This is a genomic window from Pseudonocardia nantongensis, assembly GCF_046546495.1.
In the GTDB taxonomy this organism is placed as follows: domain Bacteria; phylum Actinomycetota; class Actinomycetes; order Mycobacteriales; family Pseudonocardiaceae; genus Pseudonocardia; species Pseudonocardia nantongensis.
Genome location: NZ_JBKGXT010000014.1, coordinates 80,635 through 99,082 on the forward strand (window position 1 = coordinate 80,635; position 18,448 = coordinate 99,082).

Below are 18,448 nucleotides of genomic sequence, written 5' to 3' on the forward strand. Positions count from 1 at the left end.
GCAGCAGAGGTGCGAGATGGTTGACCAGCATGTGAACAGCAGCCGCGACGTGACCGCGCCCGCGGCGCGCCCCGGGGTACTGGCCGCGCTGCGGAAGGCCCTCCCGCAGAGCTACCTGCTCCTGGTCCTGATGGCGATCATCGTGATCGGGTTCATCGCCTCCCCGGACTTCCTCACCACCCGCAACGCGACGAACGTCATCACGTTCTCCGCGATCGTCGCGGTGCTCGCCGTTGGCCAGTTCTTCGTGGTCCTCACCGGCGGCATCGACCTGTCGGTCGGCTCTGTGGTCGCGCTGTCGACGGTGGTCACCGCGCTGATGCTGCAGCAGGGGCAGCCCGCCGGCGTCGCGGTCGTGATCACCCTGGCCGTCTGCGGCCTGGTCGGCCTGCTCAACGGCGTGCTCGTGGTGTGGCTGGGCATCGCGCCGTTCATCGCCACGCTGGCGATGCTCAGCATCGTGCAGGGTCTGAGCTACATCATCCAATCGACGAGCCTGATCCAGATCACCAACACCACCTTCGTGGGCTGGTTCTCCGACGGCGCCGTCCTCGGCGTCCCCAATCCAGTGCTGATCTTCGTCGCGGTGACGCTGCTGGCCGCCTTCGCGGCGCGCTTCTCCACGTTCGGCCGCCGGCTCTACGCGGTCGGCGGCAACCGCGAGGCCGCCCGCCTGTCCGGCCTGCCGGTCAGCCGCGACCTACTGCTGACCTACGCCCTCTCCGGGCTGCTGGCCGGGCTGGCCGGGCTGCTCGCCGCGGCGCAGTTGCTCCAAGGCAGCTCGCTGATCGGCCAGGGCTACGAGCTGGACGCGATCGCGGCCGTCGTGGTGGGTGGAGCCTCGCTGTTCGGCGGCAAGGGCAGCCCGGTCGGCGCGGTGATCGGCTGCTTCATCATCTCCATCATCACGAACATCATGAATCTGATCGGAGTGTCCTCCGACCCGCAGCTCGTGATCAAGGGCATCGTCATCGTCGTGGCGGTGTTCCTGTCCAGCGCAGGCGGCGTCGCCCGCGTCTCCGGCGCTCTGTCGGGCGTCCTGGACCGGCGACGGCGGACCGCAGGAGGGAGAGCGACATGACCCGTGGAGGGCCCGGCAGCCGTCCCCCCGTGATGCGCGACGTCGCCCGCCTGGCCGGCGTCTCCCATCAGACCGTCTCCCGGGTCCTCAACGACCACCCGCAGGTCCGGTCCGAGATCCGCGAGCGCGTGCGGGCGGCGGTGGAGCAGCTGGGTTACAAGCCCAACACCACCGCCAGGGCACTGGCCTCGCGCCGCACGATGAATCTCGGCGTGGTCGTCGCCGGCTCCTTCCAGTACGGGCCGACGACCATGCTGCTGAGCATCGCCGAGACCGCGCGGCGGGCCGGGTACGCCACCCGATTACTCAGCCCGGGGACCATCGACCGGCCAAGCATGCAGGACGCCCTCGACCAACTCGTCGACGACTCCGTGGACGGCATCGTCGTGATCGCCCCGGTCACCGCGGCGGCCAACGCCGTCGAGGGCTTGACCACCGACGTCCCGCTGGTGATGTTCGAGCCGGCGATGGACAACGGAACCACGATCGTCGCGATCGACGAGAGCCTCGGCGCACGCCTGGCCACCCGGCACCTGCTGGAGCGGGGGCACCGCACGGTGCACCACGTCAGCGGCCCGGACGGGTGGCTCGGCAGCGAGGCGCGCATCCGTGGCTGGCGGGAGGAACTCTCCGCCGCCGGCCGCGTCGCGCACGCCAGTTACGCCGGAGACTGGAGCTCGGAGTCGGGCCACGCGGCCGGGCGACGGATCGCCGCCGACCCGGACGTCACCGCGGTCTTCGTGGCCAACGACCAGATGGCGCTCGGTGTCCTGCAGGCGCTGGCCGACGCCGGCCGGGACGTCCCCGGCGACGTCAGCGTCGTCGGCTTCGACGACACCCCGGAGTCCGGCTTCTACCGGCCCGCGCTGACCACAGTGCGGATGGACTTCGCCGAGGTCGGCCGCCGGTGCGTGGAACGTCTCCTGGGGCTGATCAGGGACCAGCCACTGCAGCCGCAGCCTTCGGTGCCGCCCGAGCTCGTGCTCCGCGCCAGCACCGCCACGCCCCGGCGTTGAGCCCACATCCCCGAACCTCGAAAAGAGGACCCAGCACGATGGACACGCAGGACAAGTCAGGCCCGACCCGATACGGGATCGTCGGGAGCGGCTGGCGCACGGGATTCTTCCTGCGCCTGGCGCAGGCGATGCCCGAGCGCTTCACCGCGACCGGCGTCGTCACCCGCACCGCGGAGCGCGGGGCGGAGGTCGAGGCGCAGTGGGGCGTCCCGACGTTCCGCACGGCGACCGAACTGGTGGCCGCCGACCGGCCGGACTTCGTGATCGTCTCGGTGCCCTGGGAAGCCGCCCCCGCCGTCACGGTTGAGCTGGTCGGGCTGGACGTGCCGGTGCTCAGCGAGACCCCTCCTGCCCCCGACCTCGCAGGGCTGCGGGAGCTGTGGGCCGCGGTGGGCGGCAGTGGGCTGGTCCAGGTGGCCGAGCAGTACCTGATGATGCCCGCGCACGCCGCCCGATGGGAGGTGGTCCGCACGGGCACGATCGGACGCCCCTCGTCCGTGCAGGTCTCGTCCACGCACCTTTACCACGCCGTCTCGATGATCCGGCTGATGCTCGATGTCGGCTTCACCGAGACCGAGGTGACCTCCCGAGTGTTCACCGCGCCGCTGGCCGACCCGCTGTCCCGGGAGGGCTGGACGGGCGGCGTCGAGCCGGCGCCGGCCGCGACGACGCTGGCGACGATCGACTTCGGAGAGGGCCGGTCGGGCCTGTACGACTTCACCGACAACCAGTGGTTCAACCCGCTGCGTAGCAACCGAATCGTGGTACGCGGCAGTCAAGGGGAGCTGGTGGACGACCGGGTCATCCGCCTGGCCGACCCGGTCACCGCGATCGAGTCGCACCTGGTGCGGCGCCAGACCGGGATCGACCTGAACCTCGAGGGCTTCGACCTGGACCACATCAGCTTCGACGGTCGGATCGTATACCGGAACCCGTACCAGGGGGCGCGCCTGGCCGAGGACGACATCTCGGTGGCCACCGCTGTGGAGCGGATGGGCGCCTGGTGCCGCGGCGAGGGCGAGCAGCCCTACCCGCTCGCCGAGGCCTGCCAGGATCACCTGATCAGCCTCGCGATCGAGGAATCCGCGCGCACCGGCCGGACCGTTCACACCTCGCGGGAGGCGTGGGCCCGATGAAACGATCCCCGCTGAGCTTGATCTTTAAGCTTGGCTGTTCGGCTCGTCGCGGCGGTAGTCGCGCGTTTCCGACGTCGTGGTGGGTGGCGCGGTGCCGGTTGTGGGAGCCGGGTGGGCGGCCGGGGCCGGGTCGGCTGGGTTTCGGTGCTCTGGCGGGACGGCTGGTCTTCGTGCGCAGCTGACGACGGTGTTCTCGGTCGGCCTGGCGGCGTTCATGACCGCCGTCCTGGTGGGTGGCGGATCGCCGACTCGATCACCCCACGTCCGATGGCTGTGGTTGGCAGTCGGCACGGTCGCGGGTCTACTCGGAAGCGCAGCGGCGTCGTCAGTGCCTACGCGGTCGGCACCGCGATCGTCGCCCCTGTCGCAGCCGCCCTGATCGATGCGCTCGGCCGCAGCTGGACGTCCGTTCTGTTGGCTACCGCCCTCGGTGTCCTCTTCGTCGTGGCGGCCGTCCTGCTTCCCGCTGAGGCGGCAACCGCGTCGACAGCTGAGTCCGGTCCGGACGACCGACCGACGCCGCGCGGTCCGGTCCTCGCTCTGTGGCTCGCCTTCGGGCTCGGGAGCGTCGTGGCGCATTCATCCCTCCGGATCGGGTGGCGCGCCGGCGGGAGCGCGACGCGCGTCCTCGGCGAGCCGCGCGAGGCAGGTGGTGACCCGCTGGCAGTGCTCGGCGGGCGCAGGCCCGTCTCGGCGGATGCGGGCGAGGAGTGCGGTGGCGATCGTGTGCAGTTTGGTGTTGGTGTGCTGGGAGAGCCGGACCAGCAGGGCGAAGGCGTCCTCGTCACTGATCCCGTAGTGCGATACCAGGACGCCCTTCGCTTGACCGATGACATCGCGGGTGCGCAGGGCCTGGGTGAGGCCCTCGATGCGGCGCTGCAGTTCGGCCACGTTGCCGGCCGGGTCGACCGCACTGGCCGGGTTGATCGCACACGGTTGCGGTCTGTGCGGCGGGGAGCCCGACGGTGCCACGGCTGCCTCCGGAGGGGTCGGCGGCGAGTTGTCGGATCGACGCTAAGCATCGGCGGCCGTGCGGTGCGAGCCGCTTCCCGCCGGGCCGCGGGCCGATATCCGAACCCCTGAACATCAGCTGTCCCCTCTTGGTGGCGGCGGGGTGCTGACCCATCAGGGGCAGGCCACGACCTCGTCGGGTCGGTTCCGATGGCGGTATCCCGCGCGCCCGGTGCCCTTCTACGGTGACGCATTCGTCGACATGGCCCGGCTCGTGGCTGTGACGTCGAGAGCGTCTCGTAGTCGAGGGGCGGCGCGTTGAGCCACCACAGCGCCCCGTCGAGCCCGGATGAGCCGCGGTTTGGCGCCGTGGGGTGATGTAGGTGTGTCATGATCGAGCGCGACCAGCCGATGATCGGTTCCCCGCTGGTGCACACCAGCGACCTCGGCGAGCTGGTCGACAAGGTCACCCGGCTCTTGTCGAGCCACACCGTCTGCCCGGCGCGTTCGGGGGGGTTCACCGCCGACGTCGAGGGGTTCCAGGGTCCGGAACTGTCGATGTTCCATCTGGATTACCGGATGCCGCTGCGGATGCGGGCTGCCCGGCTCGATGACTACCTGGCCGTGTGTCTGCCGCTGACGGGGTCGATGGGCGTGGCCCACAAAGGGGTGTCGTTCCAGGCAGTGGCGGGAGCGCGAGGGTTTCTGGGCACTCCGGACGCGGAGCTGGTCATGGACTGGGACGAGCAGCTGACCCTGCTGGTGCTGCGGGTCGAGCTCACGCCTCTGCGGCGCATGGCCGCCCGGATGATCACCGACATACCCGGTCAGGTGGACGGGCTGGACTTCGAGCCGGTCATGGACTCCGGCACGGTCGTCCCGGCGGCCCTGAGCCAGGCGCTGCTGCTGGCGAGACTGGTCGGGGCGGCCCAGGGCCGGGAGGTCAACCCGCTGGCCGCCGCCCAGCTGCGCGAGCAGGTGCTGGGCACCCTGTTGCTGGGGCAGCCGAACTCGTGGTCGCGGGTGCTGTGCTCGGGCGCCCAGCGGCGCTCGGCGCGCTCCACGATCCGCGACGCGGCCGAGTACATCGGCCTGCACGCCCACGAGCCGCTGAGCATCGCCGGGATCGCCCGGGCGGTGGGGCTGTCCGAACGGGCGTTGCAGGCCGGGTTCCGACGCGAGTTCGACCTCTCCCCGAAGCAGTACCTGCAGCAGATCCGGCTCGATCGCGCCCACGACGAGTTGGCCGCCGCCGGCCCCGATGTGCGGGTCATCGACGTCGCCCACCGGTGGGGCTTTACCAACGCCGGGCGCCTGGCTGCCGCCTACCGGCGTCGCTTCGCCACCACCCCTTCCGCCACCTTGTTTCACGCGACCCCACCCTGAGCCCACCGTGAGTCCGCCGGGGACGGCGGGTGGCGGGGCGGGGAGTGGCTGGTGCGGGTTCCGGCCGGTCGATGCGCGGATTCCGTCTCGGGAGCGCCCGGGGCCGATCCCTACTGTCGTGTCTCGAGCCCGGTGCGTCGCTCACACGACGTCGACTGCACCCGAGATCGCCGTCGCTACCGGGGCGAGCCGGGCAGCACCGTCGACACGACGACACGACTCTGCTCGGTCGAGCCACACCGTCCATCCGGCGCTCGGGGTTTACCGCCCACGTCGAGAGGTATCCGGCCTGCAGCCTGACCAATGGAACGAGAGGTGATGGGTGATGGCTGACGAACTCAATGGCCGCCGGGTCGCGGTGCTGGCCGCCGACGGTGTCGAACAGGTCGAGTACGAACAACCGCGCCAGGCGGTGGAGCGGGCCGGTGCGCAGGTCACGCTGCTCTCGATCCACACCGGCGAGATCCAGGCGATGCATGGCGACATCGACAAGGGCGACACCTTCACCGTCGACGGGCTGGTCTCTGACGTCTCACCGCAGGACTTCGACGCCCTGATCCTGCCGGGCGGCACGGTCAACCCCGACCAGCTGCGGGTCAACTCCGCGGCGGTGGGTTTCGTGCGGGACTTCGTGGGCTCGGGCAAGCCGGTCGGGTCGCTGTGTCACGGACCGTGGACATTGGTCGAGGCCGATGTGGTCCGCGGCCGCACGTTGACCTCGTTCCCCAGCATTCGCACCGACATCCGCAACGGCGGCGGCAACGTCGTCGACGAGGAGGTCGTCACCGACCAGGGCCTGGTCACCAGCCGCGACCCCAACGACCTTGGCGCGTTCTGCTCCAAGATCGTCGAAGAGTTCGCCGAAGGCCGCCATCCCGCGCCCACTCAGTCCTGAACCGAGCACCCGCGAGCTAGCTAGGAGACGATCAACATGAAGGCACTGGTCTACAACGGGCCCCGCGACGTCGCAGTCTCCGATGTCGACGACGCTCGGGTCGAGAAGCCCACCGACGTATTGGTGCGGATCACCGCGACGAATATCTGTGGGTCGGATCTGCACATGTATGAGGGGCGGACCGACTTCGAGCAGGGCCGCGTCTTCGGCCACGAGAACGTCGGCGAGGTGATCGAGGTCGGCTCCGGGATCGACAAGGTCGCGGTCGGGGACATGGTCTCGGCGCCGTTCAACGTCTCCTGCGGGCACTGCGAGAACTGCGAGCACGGGCTGACCAACTACTGCCTGGTCGCCAACGTGGAGGGGATGGCCGGCGGCGCCTACGGGTTCGCCGACATGGGCGGCTGGGTCGGCGGGCAGGCCGAGCTGCTGCGCATCCCGTGGGGTGACTTCCAGTGCCTGCGCCTGCCCGAGGACGCCCGCGAGAAGCAGAACGACTACGTGATGCTCTCCGACATCTTCCCCACCGGCTGGCACGCGGTGGAGATGTCGGGGATGAAGCCCGGCGAGACCATCGTGATCTACGGCGGTGGCCCGGTCGGGTTGATGGCCGCCCTCTCGGCCATCACCAAGGGCGCGGCGAAGGTGATGGTCGTCGATCGCCATCCCGATCGGCTGCGACTGGCCGAACAGATTGGAGCGATCGCCATCGACGACTCGAAGGCCTCCCCGGTCGATCAGGTCATGGAGCTGACCAAGGGTGTCGGTGCGGACCGCGGCGCGGAGTGTGTCGGCTATCAGGCCCACGACCCCCAGGGTAACGAGGACAACGCGGACACCCTGAACAAGCTGGTCTCCTCGGTGCGGTTCACCGGTGGGATCGGCACCGTCGGGGTGTTCGTCCCGCAGGATCCCGGCGGCCCGGATGAGCTGTCCCAGCAGGGCAAGGCCCGCTTCGATTTCGGCAATTTCTGGTTCAAGGGCCAGCAGATGGGCTGCGGGCAGGCCCCGATCAAGCGCTACAACCGTCACCTGCGCAACCTCATCGCCGCCGACAAGGTCAAGCCGTCGTGGATCGTGTCCCACAACATGGCGCTGGAGCAGGCCCCGGACGCCTACAAGCACTTCGATGCCCGCGAGGACGGCTGGACCAAGGTCGTGCTCAACCCCGCGTGACCCACCGGGCCGAGAACCGGGTGTCGCTGGAAACGGAGATCAACGACAGGTCGAGACAGTGGCCCTCGACGATGCCCGCAGGGTTATCGCCGCGGGCGAGCAGAAGGCCCGCGAGATCGGGTCTCCGAGCAACGTGGCGGTGGTCGACGCGGGCGGGAATCTGGTCGCACACATCCGGATGGACGACGCCTGGATGGGCAGTATCGACATTTCGATCAACAAGGCGTTCACCGCGCGGGGCTTTCGACACCTCGACCGGTGAACTCGCGAAGAACTCCCAGCCCGGCGAGCAGTTCTACGGCATCAGCGACTCCAACCACGGCCGCGTGATGATCTTCGCCGGAGGTTTGCCGCTGCGCGGGAGCAACGGGAACGTCGTCGGCGGGGTCGGAGTCTCCGGAGGCACCGGTGAGCACGACCAGATCGTCGTCGAGGCGGCCGAGGCCGCATTCTGACCCCCACGACGTTATTGGAAGGAGACCGATCATGGCTGAACCAGTGACCGCGGGCCTTCTCGTGCGTATCGAGGCGCTGCCAGGCCGAGAGAAAGACGTCGAGGACTTCCTCCTGCACGGGCTGAGCCTCGTGCAGGACGAACCCGACACCGTGCGGTGGTTCGCCATCCGATTCGGGCCCTCGTCGTTCGGCATCTACGACGCGTTCCCCGATGACTCCGGGCGCCAGAAACACCTGGCCGGTCAGGTCGGGCAAGCCCTCGCCGACAACACCGGCACCTTGTTCGAGCAGCCCACCATCGAGCCCGTCGACGTCATCGCCGAGAAGCCACCGATCTGACCAACCCACCATCGCCCCTGGCTGATCCGGTAACCGGGCGGCCTGCGCCGTTCGGGGGCAAACTGGATGTACCGCGGACCGCTGCTCGTCGAGATGGCCCACCTGTGGCCGAAGCCGATCAGACCCGGCGTGACATCGGTTTCGACCGCATGCCGCTCGGCGCGGGCCGGCGCGGGAAACGTCAAGGAGACCGGGCAGCGCCGTCACCGACCCGCAGTGGCCAGTTCGCCTGATCCGGCGGCGTCGCGGTCGGGTGGGTCGCGATATGCGGGCAGAAACCGTTGCGAGGCAGGAGAAGACGATGAGCAAAGTGGTGGACGCCGCGACCGGGGTACCGAAGTGGGCGGTCGGGGCGCTGCGAGGGCTGGTCGGGTCCGCCGACCGGCGTCCCGATGGGGCTGATGGCCCCGGGCGGTGGCTGGTGGTCACCGTCTACCGGAAGCCGGAGGACGTCCAGACCCAGGTGGACGGTTCCGGTCCGTTGAGCCGGATGCGCAGCGAGATCGAGCTGACGGTGCGACCGGCGCCCGGTGACAAGGGCGCCGAGCTGGCCGCTCGCCCGACCGCCCCCGACGGCGGATCGGTCGACATGCGCCGCCGGCTTCGCGCTGCGTTGCGCGAGACCAAGTCGATCCTCGAGTGCGGCGAGGTGGTCGAACCGTCCCGCCCGGGCTCGAGCCACCCGGGCCTGGCCGGACAACTGCTGCGTGCGGTCACCGCGCGGGCGTGGGGAGAGGGGCGGCTGTGAAGGCACTGTGCTGGGAGGGCGTCAACAAGCTCGCGGTGGAGCGGGTCCCCGACCCGCGGATCCAGAACACCCACGACGTGATCGTCAAGGTCCGCTACACCGCGTCGTGCGGGTCGGACCTGCACCTGCTCGGCGGGTACATCCCGGCCATGGAGGCCGGCGACGTGATCGGGCACGAGTTCATGGGCGAGGTCGTGGAGATCGGCCCCGACGTGACCAGGCATCAGGTCGGGGACCGGGTGGTCGTGGTGTCGTTCATCGGCTGCGGCACCTGTTGGTACTGCGACAACGACCTGTGGTCGCTGTGCGACAACACCAACACCAACCCCGGCATCGGCCAAGCGCTGTGGGGCTACGAGCCCGGCGGCATCTTCGGCTACTCCCACCGCCATGGGCGGGTTCATGGGCAGCCACGCCGAGTACGTCCGGGTCCCGTTCGCCGACCACGGTGCCTTCACCGTTCCCGAACAGGTCGACGACCTGTCCGCGGTGTTCGCCTCCGACGGGGTCCCCACCGGCTGGATGGGCGCGGACCTCGGCGGCGTCCAGGCCGGGGACACCGTCGCGGTGTGGGGCGCCGGCGGGGTCGGGCAGATGGCTGCCCGCGCGGCCACGCTGCTCGGCGCGGAACAGGTCATCGTCATCGACCGGCTCCCCGAGCGGCTGGCCATGACCGCGACCCATGTCGGGGCACAGACCCTCGACTACAGCCGCACCGACGTCGGCGCCGAGCTGCGTGAGCGCACCGGGGGACGGGGCCCGGACGTGTGCATCGAGGCCGTCGGCCAGGAGGCGCACACCTACGGCCCGGAGTACCTCTACGACCAGGTCAAGCAGCAGCTACGTCTGGAGAACGACCGGCCGATCGCGATCCGTGAGGCGGTCATGGCGTGTCGTAAGGGCGGGTCGGTGTTCTCCCTCGGGGTGTTCGCCGGCCTGGTCGACAAGTTCCCGCTCGGCGCGCTGATGAACAAGGGCCTGACCCTGCGCGGCGCCCAGCAGCACGGGCAGCGCTACCTACCGATGCTGCTCGACCGCATGGCCAACGGCGAGATCACCACCAGCCACCTGGCCACCCACGTCCTGTCACTGGACGACGGGCCACGCGGCTACGACATCTTCAAGAACAAGGAAGACGGCTGCGTCCGGGCGGTCTTTCAACCCTGACACTCCCTCGACCTCGACGGCGACCGCCACCCACTCGCGAGGAGATTCGTGTACACCCACACCCGGCGCCTGCAGTACCAGGCGAGCCCCGAACGCCCCGACCCCGTCTACGCCGCCAAGCTCCAGGAACTCATCGACGGGCAGTACGGCGAGATCACCGTGACGATGCAGTATCACCCCGGCCTCCACGATGGGACGCGGCGATGGTCGTAGTTCGTCACGGAAATACAGCATTTTCGCTCTCGTCGAAATGCTTGAGAGCGAATTCGCGGGATGATTCGACATGCTCGGCCATGAGCCGCTCGGCCAGCTCGCTGTCCTGCGCTCGTAGGGCCTCGAGAATATCGTGGTGCTGTTCGATCGCGAGGGCGGCACGCTCGGCCGGGTAGGAGTAGCGGGATCGGTAGCTGACAGTGAACGCAAGCACTTGCCCCATGATCGTTTGCAGCAGACTACTGCCGGTCGCGTCGCTGATCAGTTTGTGGAACGCCAGGTCGGCAAGTGCCTGTTCGTGTGCCGTGCCGGATACGCCGACGCGTTCAAGTTTGGCCTGGGCGTCGAGGAGCGCGTCGATGTCCTTCCGAGTGCATGTGCGAGCGGCCTCCGCGGCCGCGTACGCCTCCAGAACGGCGCGCAACGAATAAATTTGCACGATGTCCTTCGAGGTAATTCTGCGCACAGTCGCGCCTCGGTTGGGCGTGAGTTCGACAAGGCCTTCGCTTTGCAGCGTGAACAGCGCCTCGCGAACGGGGGTGCGGCTGACACCGAGACCCTCGGCAAGCGTCCGCTCCGGCAGCGGTTCTCCTGGCTTGAGATTGCCGGAGAAGATTTCCTCGCGCAGGACTCGGGCGACGCCCTCGCTTGTGCGTTGCGACAGCGGAACGGTGTTGGGCTCCGAGAGCTGCATGTACCGGTCTCCGTTCTGGGCGGTCCATCGTCCGCCGGTTGTCTCACGTGCGGACCTTTCCTGATCGATGACGATACGGGCACAAGCGTTCGCCACGGCCACGGAGTGACGGTTGCAGGGCTCTGCCCGCTCGTGCCGGGCGAGGACACCGGCGGACGCGCGCCGCACGAGACGCCGCCGGTCAGCATCGCAACATTCGACGACGTGACAGAAGGCGAGCGTGCGGTTCCTGGTCAGCCGGAGCCGGCTTGCTGGTCAAGCCCCCTACGGCACACCGCAGCGGTACACGGTCTCCGCACGGCCGAAGGGCGCTTGCCGTCGTTGGTGCGAGGACGCGGGTGCCACGACCTCAGTGCGGTTGTCCGGCAGCACTCGCCGCCGACGGCCTTCCTCCCATGCCACCCGTGAGGCGCACTGCCGGCGATCGACACGGTCGGTGGATGGCAGGTGGTATACACGTATGCCGTCGCCTGCTATACATTCCGCTGACGCCGGATCACGACGACGTGAGAGGAGTATCGGTGGACGACGAGCCCAACACGGTCGATGTGTACGATCGCGCAGGTTTCGGCCATTCCCTGGCACGGGGGGCCCGGCCCGCGGTGGTGGTGGTCGACTTCAGCTACGGCTTCACCGACCCCGCCTACCCGACGGGCGCGGACATGACCGGGCCCGTGCTCGCGACGGGGCGCCTGCTCGCCGCTGCGCGGTCCGCGGACGTGCCCGTCGTGTTTACGACCATCGCCTACGACCCGGGGCAGGTCGGCGGGCTCACCTGGCTGCGCAAGGCCAAGGGTATGGCTGCGCTGACGGCGGGAAGCCGGCTCGTGGAGATCGACGACCGTCTCGAAGCGCGGCCTGACGAGCACATCGTCGTCAAGACCGGTGCGTCGGCCTTCTTCGGAACGGGGCTGGCGACGTACCTGGTCTCGAAGGGCGTCGACACGGTCGTCGTTGCCGGTGCCACGACGAGTGGATGCGTCCGCGCGACCGTGGTCGACGCGGTCCAGTACGGCTTTCCGAGCCTGGTCCCGCAGGAGTGCGTCGCCGACCGGGCTCCAGGTCCCCACGCTGCGAGTCTGTTCGACATCGACGAGAAGTACGGCGACGTCGTGGACCTCGAAGAGGTCATCGACTACCTCGCCCGACCGGTCGGCGCGGCCGAAACGCTCCTCGGCCCCGAGACCGCACGCCCGCCCGCCACCGAGCCCAAGTCAGAGGTCCCTGCATGACCATCACGAGCCCTGATTCGACACCTGTGCCGGGTGAGCCCGCTCAGACGGTTCCCGGGAAGCGATTCGCCAGCCCGTTCGCGGTGACGACGCCCCCCGGCGCCGAGGGCTGGGAAAGCATGTACCCGTACTACGCGCTGCTCAGCACGGAGCGCGCGGAGTTCGAGGACGGCAAGTTCTGGTTCTTCGACGGGATGCACAATCCCGAGCCGCTCTACCCGTTCGACACGATCATGACCGAGAACTGGTGGGTCGCGGTCAGCCAGATGTCCACCCGGGTGTGGCCCATCCCGCTGGCCGGCGGGATCGACCAGCGCATCATCAACGGCTACCTCTACATCAGCCCGAACGCTGTGTTCGACGCCGACGAGATCGCCGCTCGGGCGGGGGATTTCGAGGTGCGGGCGGGACACTATTACGAGAACTGGGACGAGATCTACGAGCAGTGGGTGGCCAAGGCGACCGACTGCATCGAACGATTGAAGCAGATCAGCTTCGCGCCGCTGCCGGACAAGGAGCCGGAGTCCGCGATCTTCTCCCATCGCGGGCTGTACTCCACCTATGATCTGCTCACCAGCTACAGCGAGCTCATCCACAACCTGTTCGAGATGGGCTCCTACCACTTCGAGATGCTCAATCTCGGCTACGGCGCCTACCTGACGTTCCGCGAGTACTGTCAGGCCGCCTTCCCGGGGATCACCGACCAGACGATCGCGAGCATGGTTTCGGGCATCGACATCATGCTGTTCCGGCCCGACGACGAGATCCGCGCGCTGGCCAGGCTCGCCGTCGACCTCGGGCTGACCGAGCAGCTGCTCACCCACGAGGACCCGGATGCCGCCATCGCCGCGGTCGCCGCCCAGCCGGTCGGCGGCCGCTGGATCGAGGCTTTCGAGCAGGCCAAGGACCCGTGGTTCTGGTTTTCCACCGGAGCCGGATACCAGCACAGCGACCGCGCGTGGATCGACGACCTGCGACTGCCGTTCACCGCCCTGCGCGGCTACATCAAGACCCTGCTCGACGGCTATGAGATCGAGCGCCCGCTCGAGGCCATCCTCGCTGAACGGGTCCGGGTCACCGACGAGTACCGCACCTACCTTCCTACCGATGCCGACCGGGAGTCGTTCGACGGGCTCGTCGAGCTCGCGCGCAAGGTCTTCCCGTTCGTCGAGAACCACAACTTCTACGTCGAGCACTGGCACCACTCGATATTCTGGTCGAAGGTGCGCGAGCTGGGCGACGTGTTCGTCGCGCACGACTTCCTCGACGACCGCGAGGACATCTTCTACCTGCACCGCAACGAGATCTACTCGGCGCTTTACGACCTCAACATCGGGTGGGCGACCGGGACCCAGGCACGGGGCGTCACGTACTGGCGGCCGGAGGTCGAGCGCCGACAGCGCATCCGCGACGTGCTCAAGGCGAACCCGCCGCAGCCCGCGCTCGGTGTGCCGCCGGAGTACATCACCGAACCCCTGACGGTGATGCTCTGGGGAATCAACCAGGAGTCGGTGCAGGAGTGGCTCGGCTCCGAGGGTCAGGACCCGAACCGGCTCAACGGCGTGGCCGCCTCTGCAGGGAAGGTGACCGGCAAGGCCCGGGTAATCCTCGACCCCGAACAGCTCCACGAGGTCGAGGACGGGGACATCCTCGTCTGCCGGATCACCGCGCCGAGCTGGGCGCCGGTCTTCTCCCGGCTCTCGGCCGCCGTGTCCGACGTCGGCGGCATCATGGCGCACACCGCCATCGTGTGCCGTGAGTACGGCCTCCCGGCCGTCGTCGGCACGGGCTTCGCCACCACCACCATCAGGACCGGACAGCTCATCGAGGTCGACGGCGGCAACGGCGTCGTCCGCGTGCTTGAGGACGTGACCGCATGACCACGACGGAGACCCCCTTCGTTCTCCGGATCGACGACCCCGCGGCCGTCGCCAGCCCGCTGCTCGGCGGGAAGTTCGGCAGCCTCGCCGAGATGACCGCGGCCGGGTTTGCCGTCCCGCCCGGGTTCGGCGTCACCACCTCTGCCTATCGCTACTTCCTCGCCGAGTCCGGGCTGGCAGACGCTGCCCGCACGGTGCGGGCCGAGGCGCGTGATGCCGACCTGGCCCGCGTCCAACAGCTGAGCGCGGAGTTCTCGGCTGAGATCGAGGGCGCGGCCGTGCCGCCGGCCCTCGAGGACGCCATCCGCTCCTCCTACGCCCGACTCGAGCAGGAGACCGGGAGCGCCGACCTGCCGGTCGCCGTCCGGTCGAGCGGGGAGTCCGAGGACCTGGCCGGGGCCAGCTTCGCCGGGCAGTACGACACCTTCCTGTGGATCCGTGGCGTCGACGACGTCCTGACACACGTCCGCCGGTGCTGGGCGGGCATGTTCGGCCCGGCCGTGCTGACCTACAAGCCGGAGGCCACCGCGGACGCGGTGCTCGCCGACCACGGCATTTGCGTCGGCGTGCAGCGGATGGTGGAGGCGCGCTCCGCCGGCGTCATGTTCACCCTGGACCCGGTGACCGGCGACCGCTCGAAAGTCGTCGTCGAGGGGTGCTGGGGCCTGGGCGAGGGGGTGGTCGGCGGCGGCGTCACGCCGAGCCGCTTCGTCGTCGACAAGGTGACCTTCGAGGTCGTCCGACGCGAACTGACACCGCAGGAGTCCGCGTACGGCGTCGATCCCGCCACGGGCGTGGTCGGTCTCGTCCCCGTGCCCGAGGACCGGCACCAGCGACCCTGCCTGACCGACGAAGAGATCGACGCACTGGCCAAGCTGGCCAAGCGGATCGAGCACCACCGCAGCGCCCCACAGGACATCGAGTGGGCGGTCTCCGAGGCCGGCGAGGTGTTCGTCCTGCAGGTGCGCCCGGAGACGGTCTGGGCGCAGCGCCGGGCCGAGCAACTCGTGGCGGCGCCGAAGTCAGCGGTCGGGCACGTGTTGGCCAGGTTCTCCGGCACGGGTGTCGCCGCGGCGAAGCGTCCGTCGTGAAACCCGCGCGCTTCGCCTACCACCGGCCGAACACCGTCACCGAGGCCGTCACACACCTGCGCGAGCACGCCGGCGGCGCCCGCGTGCTCGCCGGTGGCCAGAGCCTGGTCCCCATGCTCAACATGCGGCTCTGGCGGCCCGACGCGCTCGTCGACATCAACGAGATCGACGAGCTCGACGACCTGCGCGTCCACGGTGAGCGCACCGAGATCGGCGCACTGGTCCGGTACTCGATCCTCGAGCGCTCGCCACTCGTGACCGAGCGGCTGCCGCTGCTCTCGCGGATCGTGACCCACATCGGCGACCGGCAGGTCCGCAACCGGGGCACCATCGGCGGATCCCTTGTGCACGGCGACCCGACCGGCGAGATGCCCCTGGCCTGCCTCGTGCTCGACGCGACCGTCGTCGTGGTCGGGCCGGACGGCGTGCGCCGTATCCCCGTCGCGGAGCTGTACACGGGCTCGTACGCCACGGTGCTCGAACCGGACGAGCTGCTGGTCGCGGTCGACTTCCCGGGGCACCCGCAGCACTTCGCGTTCCGCCAGTACTGCCGCAAGCACAACGACTTCGCGGTCGTCAGTGTGGTGGTCACGGGCGACCGGGATGCCGAGGGCCTCTGGCGCCACGTCCGCATCGCCCTCGGCGGCGTGGCGGACAGCCCCGTGCTCGCCACCGCGGCGGCGAACGGACTCGAGGGCTCGCGCCTGACCGACGCCGACCTCGACGCGGCGGCCGCGGCCGCCGCGGAGGTCATCGATCCGCCCTCCGATGTGCGTGCGTCCGCGGCCTACCGGCGCCACCTGCTGCCGGTCCACCTCCGCCGCGCGCTGACCGATCTGCGGGCCCCGCGTCCGTGACCCCGACGTGCCCGTGGCAGCGTCCGCGGGTGGAAGAGAGATCATGCAACTCCGTGAGGAATTCGAGGTCGCGCAGCCGCTGACCTCGGTGTGGGCGTTCTTCGAGCACCCCGAGAAGGTGGCTGGCTGTGTGCCCGGCGTCGAGGACCTGGTGCTGACCGGGCCCGACGACATCGACGTCCGGATCACTCAGAGCGTCGGCCCCATGTCGGCCACCTTCGCAGCGGCGGTGAAGATCGTCGAGCGGGTGCCGGAGAAGCTCATCGCCTTCACCGCGACCGGAAAATCCGTCCGTGGGGCCATAGGCAACGTCCGAGCCACCGTCACCGTGCAGGTCGAGGCCGCAGGGCCGGACCGGACGACCGTCTCGGTCGACGGCGATGTGGTCCTCGCGGGCGCCTTGGGCAGCGTGGGACAGAAGGTCGTCGCCAAGCAAGTGGGGAAGGTCACCACCACGTTCTCCCGGAACCTCGAGAGCGCTCTCGGCGGCGTCCCGGCGCCGACTTCGCGCCCCTCGATCGGCACAGCGGCCTTCACCGACCGTGCATCCACCTCGACCGCACCGGCGCTTCCCACCCGCCGCGGGCCCGACCACTGGACGGTCGCTTCCGTCGTGTTGAGTGCCGTATCGGCGGCCCTCGGCGCGGTCGCCGTCTGGCAGAATCGGCGCGCGCGATGAGCGCATCGATGCCCTGGACGGCACCGCTCGTGGAGGCACACGGCGAGGTCGAGGCGCTCGCCACCGAGTGGATCGCAGCGTACGAGCAGGCCGAGCACCTGGTGCGGGCGCGGGACTGGCTCGTGCACCTCGCGCCCGCGGCGACGGCCGAGATGCGGATCGCGGCGCTGACCCACGACATCGAGCGGATGTTCCCGGGTGGGCCGGTCCTCCGGCACGCCGACGGGCGCTGGGACGACCCGGACTACCTCTTCCCGCACATGCTGCGATCGGCCGAGGTCGTCACGGTGTGGCTCGGGAACCTGGGCCCGGTGGCCGCCACCGTCGACCGGGCCGAGATCCGGCGTCTGGTCGGGCTGCACGAGGTCGGCGGCATCGACGGCGCCGACGAGGTCCAGGCGGCGGACTCGTTGTCGTTCCTCGAGACCCTCGCGGGCCTGACGTGCGACTGGGTCCGCTCCGGCGTCTGCTCGCGGTCGCAGGCCGAGCGCAAGCTGCGCTACATGACCGACCGCGTGCGAACCCCCGCTGCCGCCCAGTACGCGGCCCCGCTCCTGGCGTGGGCCCTCGACCAGCTCCCGACGGAGTCGGAGACGGAGGTACCGCAACGATGACCACATCGGCCGAACTCGCGGGAGCGAGCAGCACGGTGTGGGCGAACGGCCTCCGGCACCGGGTGCTGCGCTACGGGCGGGAAGGCGATCGTCCGCTGCTCCTCCTCCCGGGCATCACGACTCCGGCGGCCTGTGCGGACTTCCTCGCCGTCCGGCTGGCCGAACCGGGTTACCGGGTGACGGTGCCGGACGTGCGAGGACGCGGGGAAAGCGACCGGGCCCCGTCGGGATGTCACCGCCTGGTCGACTACGCCGCCGACGTTGCCGGGCTCGTGGAGGCGCTCGACCTGCATAATCCAGTGATCGTGGGCCACTCGATGGGTGCCCGGATCGCCGCGGCCTACGCGGCCCGCCACGCCCCCGACGACCACGGGCCTCTGGTGCTGGTCGACCCGCCGACCTCCGGCCCCGGCCGCCGTCCCTATCCCACGACGCGGCAGGCGTTCCTCGACCAGCTCCGGCAGGCCCAGGCCGGAACCGACGCCGACGGCGTGCGCGCGTTCTACCCGCGCTGGCCGCAGCGCGAGCTGGAGCTGCGCGCCCGCTTCCTCGCCACCTGCGACGAGACCGCCGTCGTCGAGACCCACGAAGGCTTCGAGACCGAGGACTTCGTCGACTACTGGACCGCTCTGCGCGGGGAGGTGCTCCTCGTGCGCGGGGCCGACAGCCCGGTCGTGCCGGCCGACACGGCCGACGAGCTGCACCGGGCCCGCCCGGACATCCCGATGCTGAGCGTCGCCGATACCGGGCACATGGTGCCGTGGGACGACCTGGCCGGCTTCCTCAATGTCCTTCGCCCGCATCTGTTGTCCTACCTCGAACCCAAGGAGTAACCAG

20 protein-coding genes and 2 pseudogenes are annotated in these 18,448 nt (G+C 69.6%); 20 read left to right on the forward strand and 2 right to left on the reverse strand.

Features of this window, described 5'->3' with window-relative positions:
- The first annotated feature begins 16 nt into the window (after positions 1 to 16).
- Genes ACLFMI_RS16510 through ACLFMI_RS16520 form a run of 3 tightly spaced genes read left to right on the forward strand, consistent with a single transcriptional unit; the run spans position 17 to position 3,233 of the window.
- Positions 17 to 1,081, forward strand: coding sequence for an ABC transporter permease (locus ACLFMI_RS16510; protein ID WP_410948747.1), 1,065 nt, complete (start codon positions 17 to 19; stop codon positions 1,079 to 1,081).
- The gene (locus ACLFMI_RS16515) at positions 1,078 to 2,097 is read left to right on the forward strand and encodes a LacI family DNA-binding transcriptional regulator (protein ID WP_410948748.1); all 1,020 of its coding nucleotides are present in this window, start codon (positions 1,078 to 1,080) and stop codon (positions 2,095 to 2,097) included. Before ACLFMI_RS16510 ends, ACLFMI_RS16515 begins: the two co-directional genes overlap by 4 nt.
- Before the next feature lie 38 nt (positions 2,098 to 2,135).
- A complete protein-coding gene (locus ACLFMI_RS16520) occupies positions 2,136 to 3,233 on the forward strand; it encodes a Gfo/Idh/MocA family protein (RefSeq protein WP_410948749.1) in 1,098 nt (365 codons plus the stop codon).
- Between the two features lie 579 nt (positions 3,234 to 3,812).
- On the opposite strand, the gene ACLFMI_RS16525 is transcribed toward ACLFMI_RS16520, so the two are convergent.
- Entirely contained in the window at positions 3,813 to 4,124 is a 312-nt protein-coding gene (locus ACLFMI_RS16525; RefSeq protein ID WP_410948750.1) for an ANTAR domain-containing protein, read from the reverse strand.
- A gap of 450 nt (positions 4,125 to 4,574) precedes the next feature.
- On the opposite strand from ACLFMI_RS16525, the gene ACLFMI_RS16530 reads away from it, so the two are divergent.
- From ACLFMI_RS16530 to ACLFMI_RS16575, 10 genes and pseudogenes are all read left to right on the forward strand, one after another.
- The gene (locus ACLFMI_RS16530; RefSeq protein WP_410948751.1) at positions 4,575 to 5,570 is read left to right on the forward strand and encodes an AraC family transcriptional regulator; all 996 of its coding nucleotides are present in this window, start codon (positions 4,575 to 4,577) and stop codon (positions 5,568 to 5,570) included.
- A 325-nt stretch (positions 5,571 to 5,895) separates the two neighbouring features.
- Positions 5,896 to 6,465 (forward strand): type 1 glutamine amidotransferase domain-containing protein, encoded by a 570-nt coding sequence (locus ACLFMI_RS16535; RefSeq protein WP_410948752.1) that lies wholly within the window; start codon positions 5,896 to 5,898, stop codon positions 6,463 to 6,465.
- 36 nt (positions 6,466 to 6,501) lie between these two features.
- On the forward strand, positions 6,502 to 7,641 hold the full coding sequence (locus ACLFMI_RS16540) for a glutathione-independent formaldehyde dehydrogenase (RefSeq protein ID WP_410948753.1): 1,140 nt from the start codon (positions 6,502 to 6,504) through the stop codon (positions 7,639 to 7,641).
- A 58-nt stretch (positions 7,642 to 7,699) separates the two neighbouring features.
- The gene (locus ACLFMI_RS16545) at positions 7,700 to 7,903 is read left to right on the forward strand and encodes a GlcG/HbpS family heme-binding protein (protein ID WP_410948754.1); all 204 of its coding nucleotides are present in this window, start codon (positions 7,700 to 7,702) and stop codon (positions 7,901 to 7,903) included.
- 37 nt (positions 7,904 to 7,940) lie between these two features.
- Positions 7,941 to 8,096, forward strand: a pseudogene (locus tag ACLFMI_RS16550) (heme-binding protein); the annotation flags it as partial.
- A 31-nt stretch (positions 8,097 to 8,127) separates the two neighbouring features.
- Positions 8,128 to 8,436: a putative quinol monooxygenase gene (locus ACLFMI_RS16555; RefSeq protein WP_410948755.1), complete on the forward strand. Its 309-nt coding sequence runs from the start codon at positions 8,128 to 8,130 to the stop codon at positions 8,434 to 8,436.
- A gap of 301 nt (positions 8,437 to 8,737) precedes the next feature.
- Entirely contained in the window at positions 8,738 to 9,184 is a 447-nt protein-coding gene (locus tag ACLFMI_RS16560) for a hypothetical protein (RefSeq protein ID WP_410948756.1), read from the forward strand.
- Between the two features lie 77 nt (positions 9,185 to 9,261).
- A pseudogene (locus ACLFMI_RS16565) lies at positions 9,262 to 9,489 on the forward strand (alcohol dehydrogenase catalytic domain-containing protein); the annotation flags it as partial.
- 85 nt (positions 9,490 to 9,574) lie between these two features.
- Positions 9,575 to 10,351: a zinc-binding dehydrogenase gene (locus ACLFMI_RS16570; RefSeq protein WP_410948757.1), complete on the forward strand. Its 777-nt coding sequence runs from the start codon at positions 9,575 to 9,577 to the stop codon at positions 10,349 to 10,351.
- Positions 10,352 to 10,399: 48 nt separating this feature from the next.
- On the forward strand, positions 10,400 to 10,564 hold the full coding sequence (locus ACLFMI_RS16575; protein ID WP_410948758.1) for a manganese catalase family protein: 165 nt from the start codon (positions 10,400 to 10,402) through the stop codon (positions 10,562 to 10,564).
- 4 nt (positions 10,565 to 10,568) lie between these two features.
- Here the strand turns inward: ACLFMI_RS16575 and ACLFMI_RS16580 are convergent, their stop codons facing one another.
- Positions 10,569 to 11,258, reverse strand: coding sequence for a GntR family transcriptional regulator (locus tag ACLFMI_RS16580; protein ID WP_410948759.1), 690 nt, complete (start codon positions 11,256 to 11,258; stop codon positions 10,569 to 10,571).
- A 521-nt stretch (positions 11,259 to 11,779) separates the two neighbouring features.
- On the opposite strand from ACLFMI_RS16580, the gene ACLFMI_RS16585 reads away from it, so the two are divergent.
- Genes ACLFMI_RS16585 through ACLFMI_RS16615 form a run of 7 tightly spaced genes read left to right on the forward strand, consistent with a single transcriptional unit; the run spans position 11,780 to position 18,444 of the window.
- Complete coding sequence (locus ACLFMI_RS16585; protein ID WP_410948760.1) at positions 11,780 to 12,490, forward strand: isochorismatase family protein; 711 nt, start codon at positions 11,780 to 11,782, stop codon at positions 12,488 to 12,490.
- On the forward strand, positions 12,487 to 14,370 hold the full coding sequence (locus tag ACLFMI_RS16590; RefSeq protein ID WP_410948761.1) for a PEP-utilizing enzyme: 1,884 nt from the start codon (positions 12,487 to 12,489) through the stop codon (positions 14,368 to 14,370). The genes ACLFMI_RS16585 and ACLFMI_RS16590 overlap by 4 nt, the downstream gene beginning before the upstream one ends.
- Positions 14,367 to 15,461 carry a PEP/pyruvate-binding domain-containing protein gene (locus tag ACLFMI_RS16595; protein WP_410948762.1) on the forward strand — a complete coding sequence of 365 codons (1,095 nt, stop codon included), beginning with the start codon at positions 14,367 to 14,369 and terminating at the stop codon, positions 15,459 to 15,461. The genes ACLFMI_RS16590 and ACLFMI_RS16595 overlap by 4 nt, the downstream gene beginning before the upstream one ends.
- A complete protein-coding gene (locus tag ACLFMI_RS16600; RefSeq protein WP_410948763.1) occupies positions 15,458 to 16,318 on the forward strand; it encodes an FAD binding domain-containing protein in 861 nt (286 codons plus the stop codon). The genes ACLFMI_RS16595 and ACLFMI_RS16600 overlap by 4 nt, the downstream gene beginning before the upstream one ends.
- Positions 16,319 to 16,361: 43 nt before the next feature.
- Positions 16,362 to 16,997, forward strand: a complete 636-nt coding sequence (locus ACLFMI_RS16605) for a CoxG family protein (protein ID WP_410948764.1) — start codon at positions 16,362 to 16,364, stop codon at positions 16,995 to 16,997.
- Complete coding sequence (locus tag ACLFMI_RS16610) at positions 16,994 to 17,611, forward strand: hypothetical protein (protein WP_410948765.1); 618 nt, start codon at positions 16,994 to 16,996, stop codon at positions 17,609 to 17,611. Before ACLFMI_RS16605 ends, ACLFMI_RS16610 begins: the two co-directional genes overlap by 4 nt.
- Positions 17,608 to 18,444, forward strand: a complete 837-nt coding sequence (locus tag ACLFMI_RS16615; RefSeq protein ID WP_410948766.1) for an alpha/beta fold hydrolase — start codon at positions 17,608 to 17,610, stop codon at positions 18,442 to 18,444. The genes ACLFMI_RS16610 and ACLFMI_RS16615 overlap by 4 nt, the downstream gene beginning before the upstream one ends.
- Positions 18,445 to 18,448 lie beyond the last annotated feature (4 nt).